The 16,241-nt window shown below is 64.1% G+C and carries 16 protein-coding genes; 6 read left to right on the top strand and 10 right to left on the bottom strand.

Annotated elements, in window-relative coordinates; genetic code table 11:
* Positions 1 to 53 precede the first annotated feature (53 nt).
* The 5 genes from BSL82_RS06350 to BSL82_RS06330 form a co-directional block, all read right to left on the bottom strand.
* Entirely contained in the window at positions 54 to 701 is a 648-nt protein-coding gene (locus BSL82_RS06350; protein ID WP_072596529.1) for a DUF6975 family protein, read from the bottom strand.
* Between the two features lie 212 nt (positions 702 to 913).
* Entirely contained in the window at positions 914 to 2,962 is a 2,049-nt protein-coding gene (rpoD, locus tag BSL82_RS06345) for an RNA polymerase sigma factor RpoD (RefSeq protein WP_072596528.1), read from the bottom strand.
* Between the two features lie 41 nt (positions 2,963 to 3,003).
* The gene (gene dnaG, locus BSL82_RS06340) at positions 3,004 to 4,803 is read right to left on the bottom strand and encodes a DNA primase (RefSeq protein ID WP_072596527.1); all 1,800 of its coding nucleotides are present in this window, start codon (positions 4,801 to 4,803) and stop codon (positions 3,004 to 3,006) included.
* The gene (locus tag BSL82_RS06335) at positions 4,800 to 5,201 is read right to left on the bottom strand and encodes an endonuclease domain-containing protein (protein ID WP_072596526.1); all 402 of its coding nucleotides are present in this window, start codon (positions 5,199 to 5,201) and stop codon (positions 4,800 to 4,802) included. Before BSL82_RS06335 ends, dnaG begins: the two co-directional genes overlap by 4 nt.
* Before the next feature lie 40 nt (positions 5,202 to 5,241).
* The gene (locus BSL82_RS06330; RefSeq protein WP_072596525.1) at positions 5,242 to 5,694 is read right to left on the bottom strand and encodes a GatB/YqeY domain-containing protein; all 453 of its coding nucleotides are present in this window, start codon (positions 5,692 to 5,694) and stop codon (positions 5,242 to 5,244) included.
* A 135-nt stretch (positions 5,695 to 5,829) separates the two neighbouring features.
* On the opposite strand from BSL82_RS06330, the gene carA reads away from it, so the two are divergent.
* From carA to BSL82_RS06305, 5 genes are all read left to right on the top strand, one after another.
* On the top strand, positions 5,830 to 7,062 hold the full coding sequence (carA, locus tag BSL82_RS06325; protein ID WP_072596524.1) for a glutamine-hydrolyzing carbamoyl-phosphate synthase small subunit: 1,233 nt from the start codon (positions 5,830 to 5,832) through the stop codon (positions 7,060 to 7,062).
* Positions 7,059 to 7,328, top strand: coding sequence for a hypothetical protein (locus tag BSL82_RS06320; protein ID WP_072596523.1), 270 nt, complete (start codon positions 7,059 to 7,061; stop codon positions 7,326 to 7,328). The genes carA and BSL82_RS06320 overlap by 4 nt, the downstream gene beginning before the upstream one ends.
* Before the next feature lie 108 nt (positions 7,329 to 7,436).
* Positions 7,437 to 10,793, top strand: a complete 3,357-nt coding sequence (gene carB, locus BSL82_RS06315) for a carbamoyl-phosphate synthase large subunit (RefSeq protein WP_072596522.1) — start codon at positions 7,437 to 7,439, stop codon at positions 10,791 to 10,793.
* A 78-nt stretch (positions 10,794 to 10,871) separates the two neighbouring features.
* On the top strand, positions 10,872 to 11,351 hold the full coding sequence (gene greA, locus BSL82_RS06310; protein ID WP_072598633.1) for a transcription elongation factor GreA: 480 nt from the start codon (positions 10,872 to 10,874) through the stop codon (positions 11,349 to 11,351).
* 17 nt (positions 11,352 to 11,368) lie between these two features.
* The gene (locus BSL82_RS06305; protein ID WP_083579075.1) at positions 11,369 to 11,992 is read left to right on the top strand and encodes a rhomboid family intramembrane serine protease; all 624 of its coding nucleotides are present in this window, start codon (positions 11,369 to 11,371) and stop codon (positions 11,990 to 11,992) included.
* 13 nt (positions 11,993 to 12,005) lie between these two features.
* Here the strand turns inward: BSL82_RS06305 and BSL82_RS06300 are convergent, their stop codons facing one another.
* From BSL82_RS06300 to BSL82_RS06280, 5 genes are all read right to left on the bottom strand, one after another.
* Positions 12,006 to 12,236 carry a DUF4170 domain-containing protein gene (locus tag BSL82_RS06300; RefSeq protein ID WP_072596520.1) on the bottom strand — a complete coding sequence of 77 codons (231 nt, stop codon included), beginning with the start codon at positions 12,234 to 12,236 and terminating at the stop codon, positions 12,006 to 12,008.
* A gap of 73 nt (positions 12,237 to 12,309) precedes the next feature.
* Positions 12,310 to 12,921 carry an MlaC/ttg2D family ABC transporter substrate-binding protein gene (locus BSL82_RS06295; RefSeq protein ID WP_072596519.1) on the bottom strand — a complete coding sequence of 204 codons (612 nt, stop codon included), beginning with the start codon at positions 12,919 to 12,921 and terminating at the stop codon, positions 12,310 to 12,312.
* 84 nt (positions 12,922 to 13,005) lie between these two features.
* The gene (locus BSL82_RS06290; protein WP_158010723.1) at positions 13,006 to 13,854 is read right to left on the bottom strand and encodes a hypothetical protein; all 849 of its coding nucleotides are present in this window, start codon (positions 13,852 to 13,854) and stop codon (positions 13,006 to 13,008) included.
* Positions 13,838 to 14,296, bottom strand: coding sequence for a phage holin family protein (locus BSL82_RS06285; RefSeq protein ID WP_072596517.1), 459 nt, complete (start codon positions 14,294 to 14,296; stop codon positions 13,838 to 13,840). Before BSL82_RS06285 ends, BSL82_RS06290 begins: the two co-directional genes overlap by 17 nt.
* A complete protein-coding gene (locus BSL82_RS06280; protein WP_072596516.1) occupies positions 14,283 to 14,759 on the bottom strand; it encodes a hypothetical protein in 477 nt (158 codons plus the stop codon). The genes BSL82_RS06285 and BSL82_RS06280 overlap by 14 nt, the downstream gene beginning before the upstream one ends.
* 170 nt (positions 14,760 to 14,929) lie before the next feature.
* On the opposite strand from BSL82_RS06280, the gene eno reads away from it, so the two are divergent.
* Positions 14,930 to 16,207, top strand: a complete 1,278-nt coding sequence (gene eno, locus BSL82_RS06275) for a phosphopyruvate hydratase (RefSeq protein WP_072596515.1) — start codon at positions 14,930 to 14,932, stop codon at positions 16,205 to 16,207.
* The last annotated feature ends 34 nt before the right edge of the window (positions 16,208 to 16,241 follow it).

Raw genomic sequence — 16,241 nt, 5'->3', positions numbered from 1 at the left:
GCTTGACGCATAGGAAGGAGCGGCCTGCAAGGCAAGCGCGCGGCCGAAGAGCTTTACGCCGTCGCGCGGGACTGGACGATGTTCCAGAACGCGCGGTGCTGCGCCAGCAGCGTCTGGAAGCCGAACCGCACCGCGCGCTCCCCGCCGGGCAGGGCGGCGGCCGTCTCAGCCATCCGCATCGTCTCGGCCGGCGATGGCCAGGCCTGATGGCGCCGCCCGGCGTCGGCTCCAAGGCGCTGCGCAATGCCGGCAAGCGCTTCCGACACGCCGTCCCAGTCCAGCAGAAGAGCAGCCGCAGCGCCTATGGCGCAGCCCAGCCGGTCGGACCCGGCAAGGGTCAGAAGCGCGGTCCGCGTCCCGCTGACGGTTTCCTGTACGCTGGTCTGGCCGAGTCGGCTTGGCGGCGGCCCTGCCGCCACCATCAGCCGGGACATGAGGTCCCGTTCACCGGCAAAGGCGCGCATGGCGGCGTTCAGCCATTCCGGCGCAGGAACCAGCGCGGATTGGGCGACCACTTCAAAAACGCTGGGCCGGTTGCCGTGGAGCAGGCTCAGATGATGCAGCGTATCGGCCATGGTGGGGCGCGAGACCGGGCCGGAGCCGGCAAGGAGGCCGACAAAGTCATGATTCGCCGATCCCGACGAGGCGATCGTCTCCTCGACGAACGCCCGAAAGGGTGCTTCGCTTGAATCAGCAGGCACCGGCTGTGGTCGGCTTGCTGGCAACTATGCTTCCTCTCTGTGTTGCGGCCCCGAAGCGGCCGCACCATCCCCGAACAAATGGCCGGCGAGGCACGGAAATCGCGCCCGTGCCGCCGACGTTTGTCAGATGAATAGAGAGAAGGCTGTAAACACGACGTTTATTTCGGTCCCGATTTGTAACGCCTTGGGCATTATCCGCCGGGACCGGCCAACTATTGGTCCAGAAAGCTCCGCATCTTGCGGCTGCGCGACGGGTGCTTGAGTTTCCTCAGCGCCTTGGCCTCGATCTGCCGGATGCGCTCGCGCGTCACCGAGAACTGCTGGCCCACTTCCTCCAGCGTGTGATCGGTGTTCATGCCGATTCCGAAGCGCATGCGCAGCACGCGCTCCTCGCGCGGGGTGAGCGAGGCGAGCACGCGGGTCACCGTTTCCTTGAGGTTGGCGTGGATCGCGGCATCAATTGGAATGACTGCGTTCTTGTCCTCGATGAAATCGCCGAGGTGCGAATCCTCCTCGTCGCCGATCGGCGTTTCCAGGCTGATCGGCTCCTTGGCGATCTTCATCACCTTGCGGACCTTCTCAAGCGGCATCGACAGACGCTCGGCCAGTTCCTCCGGCGTCGGTTCGCGGCCGATCTCGTGAAGGATCTGGCGGCTCGTGCGGACCAGCTTATTGATCGTCTCGATCATGTGGACCGGAATGCGGATGGTCCGCGCCTGATCGGCGATGGAGCGGGTGATCGCCTGCCTGATCCACCAGGTCGCGTAGGTGCTGAACTTGTAGCCACGGCGGTATTCGAATTTGTCGACCGCCTTCATCAGGCCGATATTGCCCTCTTGAATCAGGTCCAGGAACTGCAGGCCGCGGTTGGTGTATTTCTTCGCGATGGAGATGACGAGGCGCAGGTTCGCTTCCACCATCTCCTTCTTGGCGATGCGGGCCTCGCGCTCGCCCTTCTGCACCATGTTGACAATGCGGCGGAACTCGCCAAGCTCCATCCCGGTCGCCTGTGCGATCTCGGCGATTTCCGCGCGGATCTTTTCGACCGCCCCTGATTCGCCCTGGGCGAACGCGGCCCATTTCTTGTCGATCTGGCCCACGCGCTGGAGCCAGTTCTCGTCCATCTCGCTGCCCATATACTGGGTCAGAAAGTCCTTGCGCGGCACCTTGTGCCGTTCGGCCAGCCGCAGGATCTGCCCGCCCAGAGTGGTGAGGCGGCGGTTGTAGCTATAGAGCTGGTCGACCAGATACTCGATCTTGGCGTTGTGGAAGTGGACGGCCTCCACCATTTCCGTCAGCTCTTCGCGCAGCTTCTGGAAGCCATGCTCGTCGCGGTCGCTGATGTCCTCGCCATTGGCCAGCGCGCCGAGGCGGCTGTCCTGAAGGCGGGTGAACTTGGTATAGGCGTCGGTGATCGCGGAGAAACGCTCCAGCGCGTCCGGCTTCAGCAATTCTTCCATCGCCGCAAGCGAAAGCGCGTTGTCTTCCTCATCCTCCTCGGCGGGGCGGGGCGCGCGGCGCTCGGTGTAATTCTCCTCATCCTCGTCGGCCGTGGCGGAGGGCTCCTCCTCTTCGTCCTCGTCCTCCTTGAAGCTGGGACCGGCGGTCTTGGCGCTGATCTCGCCGTCGCCGGTGTCCTCGTCGCCTTCCACCTCATCGGGGGTCGGGTCCTTCGAGAGCATCGCCTCTAGGTCGAGAATCTCGCGAAGCTGCATGCGCCCTTCGTTCAGCGCGACAGCCCAGTCGATGATGGCGTTGAAGGTCAGCGGGCTTTCGCACAGCCCGGCGATCATCGTGTCGCGACCCGCCTCGATGCGCTTGGCGATCGCGATTTCGCCTTCGCGGGAAAGCAGTTCCACCGCGCCCATTTCGCGCAGGTACATGCGCACCGGATCGTCTGTGCGATCCAGCGTTTCCTTCTTCGTCGCGGTCGGGGTGAAGGTGGTCGAAGCCTCGCCTTCATCAAGCGAGGTTTCTTCTTCCTCGCCTTCGGCGCTTTCCTGGCCATCGCCCTCGCGCTCGTCGTTTTCCACGATGTTGACGCCCATTTCGGAGAGCGCGGACATCACGTCCTCGATCTGCTCCGAAGACATCTGATCCTGCGGAAGCGCCTCGTTCAGTTCGTCATAGGTGATGACGCCCCGCTTCTTCGCGCGCGCGATCAGCTTCTTGATTGCGGTTCCGTTCAGGTCGATCAGGGGCGCGTCGCGCTCTGCCTTGCCGTCGATGGATTCCGTTGCGACTGCTTCGCTTTTCGCCATGCCTGTCGTTCGCCCTGCCGTTCCGGCGTTGCCGCCTATCTTCAATCTTCAGTTCGCGCCAGCGCTTTAAGCCTGGCGTCGAGCCTGTCCTTCTGGCGGAGCAGCTTCTGCTGCTCGTCCAGATCATTCTGCGCCGCGCTTGCCCGAAGCCTATTGGTGGCTTCGTTCAGCGCCGCGTCCACTGTTTCAAGCGCCGCCAGCACCTCCAGAACGGCACCAAGCTCCTGTGCCGCCCGCTCGCTGTCGTCACCCTGCCGCGTGAAGAAAAAGGCGAGCCTGTTTGAACGGCGCACCTGTTCTGCCAACGCGCCCACGCCCGCCGAGGCTAAATTGTGGTCAAGCGTGCTCTTGTCAAGGTGGGGATCGCGCATCGCGGTTTCCAGAAGCACATCGCGGAGCCGGGCCAGTTCGGTGTCCCCAATCTGGAGGCGGCCGAGCGTTTCGGCATTTGGCACGATCAGTTCGGGATGTTCCAGCAGGCCCACGACCAGTGCGAAAAGGATGGTGTCGGCGGGCTTGCGCGCCGCCACGCGCGATTGCGGCGGTGACGGGCGGTAACCGGGCGAGAAGCGATTCGGCGTGCGGAAATGCTGATAGAAGCGCTCGCGGAAGTTCTGCTCATAGGCCTGGCGGACATCAACGTCTTCCACCGACCGAGCAAGATCGCGCAGCCGCGCCTGCAGGCCTGCCCGCTGCTCCGGCGTGGAAACCGGCAGTGCGGCCAGTTCCGACTGCCAGAGCCGCTCCACCAGCGGTTCGGCCCGCGCCGCCAGCCTATCGAACGCCTCGGCCCCGCCCGCGCGGACCAGATCGTCCGGATCCTGCCCCGGCGGCAGGGTGATGAACGCCAGCGATTTGCCCGGCTTCAGCAGCGGCAGCGCCCGCAGCGCCGCCCGCAGCGCCGCCCGCTGTCCCGCCGCGTCGCCGTCGAAGCAGAGCAGGGGCGTGTCGACCACCCGCCACAGCAGCGCCAGCTGGTTCTCGGTCAATGCGGTGCCGAGCGGGGCGACGGCTTCGATGACGCCTGCCTCGTGCAGCGCGATCACGTCCATATAGCCTTCGACCACGATCAGCCGGCCCGATTTGCGGCCGGCGGGTCCCGCCCGATCCAGGTTGAAGAGGGTCCGTCCCTTGTCGAACAGCGGTGTGTCGGGCGAGTTCAGATATTTCGGCTCGCCATCGCCGAGGATACGGCCGCCAAAGGCGATCACGCGGCCTCGGGTATCGCGAATTGGGAACATCAGCCGGCCACGGAACCTGTCATAGGGCTCGCGGCCGCTGTCTTCCGGCCGGATCAGCAGGCCCGCTTCGACGAGCGCGGGCACGCCATAGCTGTTGAGCGCCGCTTTGAGGCGTGTGCGGCTGTCGGGCGCATAGCCGAGCGCGAACGTCGTGATCGCGGTCGCGCTCAAGCCACGGCGCTCCAGATAGGCGCGCGCATCGACGCCGCCCGGGCTTGCAAGTTCATCCTGATACCATCTGGCGGCGGCGGCCATGACATCGGCCAGCCCCGTGCGTTTCGCCTCGACGGCGCGGCTCTCGCGGCTTTCCTGCGGCATTTCCAGCCCGGCTTCCACCGCCAGACGCTCCACCGCGTCGCGAAAGGCAAGTCCCTCATGGTCGGTGAGGAAGCGAATCACGTCGCCATGCGCGCCGCATCCGAAGCAGTGATAGAAGCCCTTGTCGTCGTTGACGTAGAAGCTCGGAGTCTTTTCGTTGTGAAAGGGGCAGCAGGCCTTCCATTCCCGCCCGGCGCGGACAAGCTTGACCGCGCGCCCGACCACGCCCGACAGCGCCACGCGGTTGCGCAGTTCGTCCAGAAAGGCGGGGGAGATCGTCATCCACCCCCCCTCCCTTCAAGGGAGGGGGTAGGGGGGTGGATGGGGCAGGAAATGGCGTCCGCCGCATGCATGATCGCCCGAAGCACGCCGTCGAGATTGGAGCGAACCTCGTCATTCGTGAAGCGCAGGACTTGATAGCCGAGCTTAATCAAGGCCTGATCGCGCCTTTCGTCCTTTGAACGGTCCGTGTGCGTTTCACCGTCGACCTCGATCACCAGTTTCAATCCGCGACAAACAAAGTCGCAGATCGCCATGCCGATCACGATCTGCCTGCTGAATTTCAATCCGGCCAGTTGGCTGTTGCGCAATGAGCGCCAGAGCATCGCCTCGGCGGGCGTGGGCGCCTTGCGCATGTCGCGCGCAAATCCTGCCAGTCTCGGGTTTACCCGACCGCCCATTACCCACCCCTTTCCCCTCCCTTGAAGGGAGGGGCGTTCACTACCCCAGCGCCGCCTTCACCAGTCCGCTTGCCCGGCTCATGTCCATCTGGCCGGCGTAGCGCTCTTTCAGCGCCGCCATCACCCGGCCCATGTCCTTGACCGAGGTTGCTCCCAGCTCAACGACCAGCGCGTCGATCGCGGCCCTTGCCTCCGCCTCGTCCATTTGCGCGGGGAGGAAGCCTTCGATGACGGCCAACTCGGCGCGTTCGGCGTCGGCCAACTCGGTGCGGCCGCCCTTGTCGAACATTTCTATCGATTCGCGACGCTGCTTCGCCATTTTCTGAAGCACGTCGGTGACCAGCGCGTCATCGTCGGCGGGCGCGGCGCCGGTGCGCAGTTCGATGTCCTTGTTCTTGATCGCCGCCTGAATCAGGCGGATTGCGGACGTACGGGCCTCGTTGCGCGCTTTCATCGACTGGACAAGCGCGGCCTTTATATCGTCACGGATCATGACGGTCCTTGTAATATGTGGAAAGAGCCAGTCTAACGCAGACTTGCATGATTTAACAGGATTGACGGGACGGCGGGGGGTGCCTAGACCACCCGCCGTTTGCCCGCCAACCACGCTGAAAGAAGGAGGCCGCCCGTGGCCGTTGCCGACCCCGAACGCGCGCCCGACAAAGCCACGGGCGTGCTGGTTTTGGCGGACGGCTCTGTCATATGGGGCCATGGCCTTGGCGCGGAGGGGCAAGCCGTAGGCGAGGTGTGCTTCAACACCGCCATGACCGGCTATCAGGAAGTGATGACCGATCCGAGCTATGCCGGGCAGATCATAACCTTCACCTTTCCGCACATCGGCAATGTCGGGGCCAATGTCGATGACGTAGAGGCGCTCAATCCTCACGCGCTTGGCTGCGCGCTGCGCGAGGACATCACCCAGCCGTCCAATTTCCGCGCGACGCAGAACTTCGACGCATGGCTGAAATCCAACGGCCGGATCGGCATCGCCGGGGTCGATACGCGGGCGCTCACCCGCCGCATCCGGATGAACGGCGCGCCTAACGGCGTGATCGCGCATGACGCGAAGGGCGCGTTCGACATCGATGCGCTGCTCGCCCGGGCACGGGCATGGCCCGGCCTTGAAGGCATGGACCTGGCGAAGGACGTCAGCGCCCGCCAGACCTACAAGTGGGACGAGGGCCTGTGGAAACTCGGAACGGGCTACGCGCGTCCCTCGACCTCGCGCGGGACGAACGATTTTTCTGAACAAGGCTCACCTTCGTCGTTCGTGTCGAGCGAAGTCGAGACACGCCCCCATGTCGTCGCCATCGATTATGGCATCAAGCGCAACATCCTACGCAATCTGGTGGATGCCGGGGCGCGGGTGACCGTTCTGCCCGCCAGGGCTACCTTCGAAGAGATCATGGCGCACGAGCCGGACGGCCTGTTCCTGTCCAACGGCCCCGGTGATCCCGCCGCGACCGGCGTCTATGCGGTGCCGATGATCCAGCAGTGGCTCGACACCAGAAAGCCGCTGTTCGGCATCTGCCTTGGCCACCAGATGCTCGGCATCGCGGTGGGCGCGAAGACCGCCAAGATGCACCAGGGCCACCGCGGCGCGAATCACCCGGTCAAGCGGCTGGACGACGGCCGGGTCGAGATCACGAGCATGAACCACGGCTTCGCGGTCGAGGCGGCGACGCTGCCGGAAAACGCGCGCGCCACCCATGTCTCGCTGTTCGACGGCTCCAACTGCGGCTTCGAACTGACCGACCGGCCGGCCTTCAGCGTGCAATACCATCCGGAGGCCAGCCCCGGCCCGCAGGACAGCCATTATCTGTTCGAAAAGTTCGTCGGAATGCTGGGGAAGGGCGCGTGATCGGGCGGCTGATCGCAACCGGAATGCTCACCGTCACGGCGCTTTCTCCCGCCGTTGCCGCAAGGCCGCAGGCGCAGAGTGCCGACAGCGCGCCTGTAGAGCGGTTTCAGGACTGCAAGGCGCCGCCGTCGCAAGCCCGCCTCGATACGCCCGCAAAGACGATTTTCGTGACCGACGCCGCGCTGGATGACGCGGTCCTCAAATGCCTCAACCAATGGGGCGACCGGAACAAGGTCCGCGTCGTCCTCCAGCCCGTGATACAATAATGGCGAAGTCCAGCGACATCGTCATTCGCCGCACACCCCCTCACCCCGACGCTATCGCGTCGACCCTCTCCCGCACAAGGGGAGAGGGTACACATGGTGCAACCCCAAATGCCTAAAAGAACAGACATCTCCACCATCCTTATCATCGGCGCGGGGCCGATCGTCATCGGCCAGGCGTGCGAGTTCGATTATTCGGGCACGCAGGCGTGCAAGGCGCTGCGCGAGGAGGGCTATCGGATCGTCCTCGTCAATTCCAATCCGGCGACGATCATGACCGATCCGGAGTTGGCGGACGCGACCTATGTGGAGCCGATCACGCCCGAGATCGTCGCGAAGATCATCGAGAAGGAACGGCCTGACGCCGTGCTTCCGACCATGGGCGGGCAGACGGCGCTCAACACCGCGCTGGCGCTTGCGAGGGACGGCACGCTCGACAAGTTCGGCGTCAAGCTGATCGGCGCGGACGCCGAGGCCATCGACAAGGCCGAGGACCGGCTCAAGTTCCGCGACGCGATGGACAGGATCGGGCTGGAATCGGCGCGCTCGCGCATCGCCCATTCGCTGGAGGAGGCGCTTGCGGCGCTTGAATTTACCGGCCTTCCGGCGATCATCCGCCCCAGCTTCACCCTTGGCGGCACCGGCGGCGGCGTCGCCTACAACAAGGAAGATTTCGTCCGCATCGTGACCGGCGGGCTTGATGCCTCGCCCACCACGGAGGTGCTGATCGAGGAGTCGCTTCTCGGCTGGAAAGAATATGAGATGGAGGTCGTCCGCGACAGGAACGACAATGCCATCATCGTCTGCTCGATCGAGAATGTCGATCCGATGGGCGTCCACACGGGGGACAGCATCACCGTCGCGCCCGCGCTCACGCTCACCGACAAGGAATATCAGATCATGCGGAACGCGAGCATCGCGGTCCTGCGTGAAATCGGCGTGGAAACAGGCGGTTCGAACGTACAGTTCGCAGTCAATCCCAAGGACGGGCGGCTGGTCGTGATCGAGATGAACCCGCGCGTCTCGCGGTCGTCCGCGCTTGCATCCAAGGCGACCGGCTTCCCGATCGCCAAGGTCGCGGCGAAGCTGGCGGTCGGCTATACGCTGGACGAGATCCAGAACGACATCACCGGCGCGACGCCCGCCTCGTTCGAGCCGACGATCGATTATGTCGTCACCAAGATTCCGCGTTTTGCGTTTGAAAAGTTCAAGGGCGCGGAGCCGCTTCTGACCACGGCCATGAAATCGGTCGGCGAGGTGATGGCGATCGGCCGCTCGATCCACGAAAGCATGCAGAAGGCGCTGCGGGGTCTGGAGACGGGCTTGTGCGGCTTTGACGATTATCAGCCGCTGGAAGGCGCGTCGCGCGCTGCGATAGAGGCGGAGCTTGTAAGGCCCACGCCGGACCGGCTTCTGGTCGCCGTGCAGGCGCTGCGCGAGGGCTTCACCGTGGCCGAAGTGCAGAACTTCACCCATTACGACCCCTGGTTTCTGGAGCGCTTTGCCGAGATCGTGGCGGCGGAGCGGGGCGTGATCGAAAATGGCCTGCCCAACGATGCGGCGGGGCTCAGGCGGCTGAAGGCGATGGGCTTTTCCGACAAGCGGCTGGCGCAGCTTGCGCTCAAATCCGCCAATCTCCGCAATGGCGACAATCATCTGAACGCACGCGCACAGGCGCGCGGATCGGGCATCGTCCATGATGCGGTAAAGGCGATGACGGGCGGCATCACCGAGAAAGAGGTGCGCGCGCTTCGTCACAAGCTGGGCGTCCGCCCCGTCTTCAAGCGCATAGACACCTGCGCGGCCGAGTTCGAGGCGAAGACGCCCTATATGTATTCCACCTATGAAGCGCCCAGCTTCGGCGAGGCCGAATGCGAGGCCGGGATCAGCGACCGCAAGAAGGTGGTCATCCTGGGTGGCGGACCGAATCGCATCGGCCAGGGGATCGAGTTCGACTATTGCTGCTGCCACGCCTGCTTCGCGCTGGACGAGGCCGGGTTCGAGACGATCATGGTCAACTGCAACCCCGAGACCGTCTCCACCGATTATGACACCTCCGACCGCCTCTATTTCGAGCCGCTGACCGCCGAGGACGTGCTTGAGATACTGAAGCTGGAGCAATCACGGGGCACATTGCTGGGCGTGATCGTGCAGTTCGGCGGGCAGACGCCGCTCAAGCTGGCGCAGGAGATCGAGGATGCGGGCATTCCCATCCTTGGCACCAGCCCCGATGCGATCGACCTTGCCGAAGACCGGGAGCGCTTCGCCGCCCTTATCGAGCGGCTGGGACTGAAACAGCCCGCCAACGGCATCGCCCGGTCGCGCGAGGAGGCCCTGGCCGTCGCCGAGCGCATCGGCTATCCGGTACTGATGCGGCCAAGCTATGTGCTTGGCGGCCGCGCCATGGAGATCGTCGAGGACGCCGAGCAGCTCGACAATTACATCCAGTTCGCGGTGCAGGTGTCGGGCGACAGCCCGGTGCTGATCGATCGCTATCTGCGCGACGCGATCGAGGTAGATGTCGATGCACTGGCCGATGGCGAAACCGTCGTCGTCGCGGGCGTGCTCCAGCACATCGAGGAAGCGGGCGTCCATTCCGGCGACAGCGCATGCACCCTGCCGCCCTACAGCCTGAGTGCAGAAATTGTCTCTGAAATCAAGCGTCAGGCGGATGCTCTTGCCAGAGCTCTTGAAGTGCGCGGGCTGATGAACGTCCAGTTCGCGGTGAAGGATGGCGAGGTCTATCTGATCGAGGTGAACCCCCGCGCCAGCCGGACCGTGCCCTTCGTCGCAAAGGCGACCGGCCGCCCGATCGCCAAGGTCGCGGCGCGCGTGATGGCCGGAGAGGCGCTCTCGTCCTTCCCCGACCTTGCAGTCGATTACAGCAACTTTGGCCATATAGCTGTAAAGGAAGCGGTTTTTCCCTTCGCCCGTTTCCCCGGCGTCGATCCGGTGCTTGGGCCGGAGATGCGCTCGACCGGCGAGGTCATGGGAATCGACCGCGATTTCGCGACGGCGTTCGCCAAGGCGCAGATCGGCGGCGGCACGATGCTGCCCACCCAGGGCACGGCGTTCGTATCGGTCAAGGACAGCGACAAGACGCATATCGTGCCCGCCGTCGCCAAGCTGCTGGAGTTGGGCTTTGGCGTCATCGCCACCCAGGGCACCGCCGATTATCTGCTGGGCCAGGGCTTGCAGGTGGAGCGGGTGAACAAGGTTCAGCAGGGGCGGCCGCATATCGTCGACAAGATCAAGGACGGCCAGGTCGCCCTGATCTTCAACACCACCGAGGGTTGGCGGTCGCTGCAGGACAGCCAGTCGATCCGGGCGTCGGCGCTTTACGGCAAGGTGCCCTATTTCACCACGGCGGCGGCAAGTCTCGCTGCGGCGCAGGCGATAGAGGCTCTCAGAGGCGAGACCCTTGAAGTCAGGTCGCTCCAGTCTTACTATTCATCGATCGACGCATAGATTTCCTGCATTGCTGCTGATGTGCGCCCCGCGTTGGGGCGGAGGGCAGTTTTGGCGGTTGCGGACGAAAGGATTGAGATGGCTACGGTCGAAAAGGTGCCAATGCTCGCTGAGGGCCACGCAAGGCTGACGGAGGAGCTTCATCGTCTGCGGACGGTTGAACGTCCTTCGATCGTGGAAGCGATCGAGGAAGCGCGCGCGCATGGCGACCTGTCGGAAAATGCCGAATATCATGCCGCCAAGGAGCGGCAGGGCCAGGTCGAGGCGATGATCGCCGACATCGAGAACAGCCTGTCGCGCGCGCAGGTGATCGATCCGACGATGCTCAGCGGCGACAAGGTGGTGTTCGGCGCGACCGTCCACCTGCTCGACGAGGACGACAAGCCGGTGAAGTACCAGATCGTGGGCCATACCGAAGCCGACGCGAAGATCGGCCGCATCTCCTATCTGTCGCCGCTCGGGCGCGCCCTGATCGGCCGCCAGGTGGGCGATGATGTGGAAGTCTCCACTCCGTCGGGCGACCGCTATTACCAGATCGCGAAGCTCGAGTTCATCTGACGCCGGATAGCGGTCTGATGTTGCCTGCGCCGCGTGTGACGCAGGGGATCGCATGGGCCACCATTGCGGCCTTCGTTCTCCTCTTCGTCTCCGGTTCCGGGGCGAGGGAAGCCTATGCCTATATGGCGGGCCTGGTTCCGGCGCGCATCTCCGGCACAATCACCGTGCCCGGCGGGTTTCCGATCATCCTGACGCCCATCACCGCGACGCTGCTGCATGGGTCGATCGCCCATCTGGGCTTCAACATGGTGATGTTCTACTATCTCGGGCGGATGGTGGAAGGGGTGCTGGGCTCCGGCCGGCTGCTCATCCTGTATGTCGCCGGCGCCTATGCGGCGGCTTTTGCCGAATATATCGTCTCTCCGGAATCGACCGTCCCGGTGATCGGCGCAAGCGGCGCCGTGTCCGCGGTCCTCGGCGCCTATGCCATCTATTTCGGAAATCGCACCGCGCCCAGCGGCCGGTTCCTGTCGTCCGAAACCCGGACCGTGTTGTGGCTCGCCGCGGCGTGGATCGGCCTTCAGCTTTTGATCGGGCTCGTTTTGAACGGTCCCCAGGGCGGCATCGCGATCTGGGCGCACATTGGCGGGTTCATCGCCGGTCTGGTGCTCGCAAAGCCGCTGGCGACCCTGCGCGCCTGACCTCCGCCGCCTGTCACGCCTTCAGATTGGGTTCTGGATCGAGCAGGCGATGAAGGTGGACGATGACATAGCGCATTTCGGCATCGTCGACCGTCCGCTGCGCGCTGCTGCGCCAGGCTTCTTCGGCGGACCTGTAGTCGGGAAAGATCCCGACCACGTCCAGCTTGTCGAGATCGACAAAATCCAGACCCTGGGGGTCGGTCACACGTCCGCCGAAAACGAGATGCAGCTTGCTGTCCGCCATTGATAACTTCCTTGATACCGAAGCGGCTCACTAGGCGGTAAGGCCGCAGGAGTTCAAGGCGGTAACGCCAGCTTTAGCTCTTTTTCGATTCCATGAACCGGACCAGGGCGTCAAAGCCGTTGCGCTGGATGACGCTGCGGAAGTCGGCTTCCTGGGTAAGCGCAAGGTTGACCCCGGCCACCGTCAGGTTTGTGATCTGGAACTTGTCGCCGATCTTCATCACCGACCAGATCGCCTCGAACGGCCGCGACTGGCCCGGCTGCGTCACGCGGGAGAACACCGCATATCCGCTTCCCACCGGCTGCACCCGGACGATCGTCAGATCGGCGTTGGCATAATCATAAAGCCTGTCGGCATAGGTGCCGACGACATAATCGGGGAAGGCGGCGCTATATGCGGCATATTGCTGCGGCGACACCTGCGAGCGGTGCGATCGGATCAGCCGGTCTCCCACCTGCTTCACCGCGACATGCTGCTTCAGCATTGCGCGGAACTGCCGCCGCGCCTCGTCCCGGCTGAGCGACTTGTCCCTCAATATCGCAAAGGCCCTGTCGGCGAGCTGGTCGACGAATTGCCCGGCGGCCTGGGACGATGCGGTCTGCGCATGGGCGGGAGCAACAACAGCCACAGCCGGGACGGACGCCGCGGCCAACGCAAGCAGGGAAGCTTTCAGGATCGATCGCATTCATTACTCCAACGTAACGCGGAATTACGATCCGCATTCTGGACAGATTAGCAAAGGCGCGTGAATAACGGTTGAACGCGCGGTTCAGAAGTCTTTTCTGATCCTGTGCAGCGCGTCGCGGGCCGCCGATGTGGCGATTGCGCTCACGTCACTGGCTGCCGTCCACGCCTTGTCCAACGTCTCCCGGGCGTGTTCGCGGTTGACGCCCAGCTCGTCCAGCCGACCGCTGATGTCGTGCAACGTGCCGGTCGCCCGCTCGCGGTAGCGGCCGAGCGCGTCCGAGGCTGCATGACCTGCCCGGACGGAGCGGTTCCGCAGGGCGGGGATAAGGGCGGCTGCAAGCACGCCGACCGCCAGTCCGCCGATGATCGCGGTTACGGGCCTTTCCCTTACCCGATCAACGATCCGGCTGCCGCGCTCCCTGGCATAGGAATAGGCGGAGTTCGCCCGCTCGCCTGCGGTTTCGCGGACATGCGCCGCCCGCTCCGACGCTGAATCGGCGGCCGCGCGGATGCGTTCGCGCGTGATTTCAGCGGATTCCTTCAAGCTGTTCGTCATCGTCGATACTCCTCTACCCGATTTGCGCTGCCGTTCGCTTCTGCCGCGCCGCGAAAGGAACGGCGAAAAAAGAGCCATACTCCGTGCCCTGTCGGCCTCGCGTCGCGCGGCTGTCGCCTCCTGCTCGGCCGCCTTGCGCTTTTTCCGGGCCTTGAGATTGGCGATAAGGCCCAGAACGGTCAGCGCCGTCGCGCGATAGCGATAGACCCGAAACGCCACCGAAACCCAGCCCGCCTTGCGCGCGCCCGAAAACGCCTGGTGCGCCAGCCCCGATGGCTTGATGCGCGACACCAGTGCATTGACGGAGCCGTTCAACTCCTGCCGAGCAAGCGCCGCCCGTGCCTGTGCCTCGGCGATTTCACTGTGCCGGGTCATGACCATAACTCTCCTGAGGCTCGCGCGTTTCATCCATGATCGGCGCGGAGAATTCGGCCTTGAGACGCCCGGCGGCGTAAATGGCGAGGATCGCCCCAACAGCCAGCGCGCCGAGGCTTACCGCAAAGGTAGCGACAAAGGGACCGATGATCGGTCCCAAGGCCATCACGAGCCCGACCAGAAGGGCGGTCAGCGCCGACAGGCACAGCAGGGCGGCCGCCACAAGCGCGATCGCCGATGCCTGCACCGCTTTCAGCCTGGCGAGGCATATCGCCCGCACCAGATCGATCTTCGCGTCTGCAAAAGAGCGGACATTCTGGAGCATGTTCCGGAACAGGTCGCCCAGTCCCGGATCAGGCGCAGCCTCGTCTTCGGTTACGGTCTCGAACGGCGCATCGTCGGTCAGGGGTTCTGGTGGCGCGACCGTGTCAGTCCTTGTCATTGCCGCCGCTACCGCCCAACAGCCGCGCCAGGACGAAACCGACGGCAGCCGCCGCGCCAACGGCAATCACCGGACTTTTACGGACGAACTCCCGGGTGCTTTCGGCAACCTCGTTCAGGTCCTTCTCGCGGAGGGAAGCGGCGGCGCCGGAAATCGCATCCGCGGTCTTGCGCGCATATTGTCCGTAATTCTCGCCCAGCCGCTGGTCCACCGAGACCGCTGCATCCTGAAGAAGCCTGGACAGCCCGTCCAGCGCATCGGATGCCTTTTCCTTCCCGACGGCCGCGTATTCGGATGCCTTTTCGCCGGCCTTGCCCTTCAGCTTCTGCGCTTCGGCGGAGATCTTGTCGCGGGTGCCCGCCTTCGACGAACTGGTGTCCGCGCCGTCGTCAAGCTTGATGTCGGCGGCCGTGGGAGTTGCGGAAGAGGTTCCCGGCTCTGGTGAAAGCGTTGTCTGGTTCATCTTTGCACTCCAGGTTCTTGAGTGGACGTCAGCACTGTAACCGATCAGCGGCCCGTGCGTTCCGGTTTTTTGGTGGCCGCGAAGTTGAGACGGATGCGCGGTTGCCCTTTATTCCGCCGCCCGCTATCGCGCTGCCACATATTAAGATGACATACCCGGAAGGATATTCAATGACCGCCATCATCGACATCCATGGCCGCGAGATTCTCGACAGTCGAGGAAATCCGACGATCGAGGTCGATATCCTGCTGGAAGACGGCAGCTTCGGCCGCGCGGCGGTGCCCTCGGGCGCGTCCACGGGCGCGCATGAAGCGGTCGAGATGCGCGACGGCGACAAGGCGCGCTATCTCGGCAAGGGAGTCCTGAAGGCAGTCGAGGCGGTCAATTCCGAAATCGCCGAGGCGATCATCGGGCTGGAGGCCGAAGACCAGGAAGATCTGGACGCCACGCTGATCGAGCTGGACGGCACGCCCAACAAGTCGCGGCTGGGCGCGAATGCCCTGCTGGGGGTCAGCCTGGCCGTCGCAAAGGCGGCCGCCGATGCCCGGGGCCTGCCGCTTTATCGCTATGTCGGCGGCGTGTCGGCGCGCACCCTGCCGGTGCCGATGATGAATATCGTCAACGGCGGCGCACATGCCGACAACCCCATCGATTTCCAGGAGTTCATGGTGATGCCGGTCGGCGCGGACAGCATCGCCGAGGCGGTGCGCTGGGGCGCTGAGATTTTCCATACGCTCAAGAAGGACCTGGCCGACGCCGGGCTTTCCACCTCTGTGGGTGACGAGGGGGGCTTTGCGCCCAAGCTTGCGAGCACGACCGACGGTCTGGACTTCGTGATGAAATCCATCGAGCGGGCGGGCTACAAGCCGGGCGAGGAGGTGGTGCTTGCGCTGGACTGCGCCTCCACCGAGTTCTTCAAGAACGGCCGCTATGAGATGACGGGCGAGGGCAGGACTCTCACTTCGGCCGAAATGGCGGAATATCTCGCCGAGCTTTGCGACCGCTATCCGATCATGTCGATCGAGGACGGCATGGCCGAGGATGATTTCGATGGCTGGAAGCTGCTCACCGACCGAATCGGCAGCAAGGTGCAGCTTGTGGGCGACGATCTTTTCGTCACCAATCCGGCGCGGCTGCGCGACGGCATCGGCCGTGGCCTCGCCAATTCGCTGCTCGTCAAGGTCAATCAGATCGGGACGCTCAGCGAGACGCTGGAGGCGGTCGAGACGGCACATCGCGCGCGGTATACGGCGGTGATGTCGCATCGGTCGGGCGAGACGGAGGATTCGACCATCGCCGATCTTGCCGTCGCCACCAACTGCGGACAGATCAAGACCGGCTCGCTCGCCCGGTCGGACCGGCTGGCAAAGTACAACCAGCTCATCCGCATCGAGGAAGAACTGGGCACCGCGGCCACATATGCGGGAAATAGCATCTTTTCCCGATAATAGGCTTGATATGGGACAGAAGCTCTGATTCAAT

The organism is Tardibacter chloracetimidivorans (assembly GCF_001890385.1).
GTDB lineage: Bacteria > Pseudomonadota > Alphaproteobacteria > Sphingomonadales > Sphingomonadaceae > Tardibacter > Tardibacter chloracetimidivorans.
This window is presented reverse-complemented; position numbering and strand designations above follow the sequence as displayed.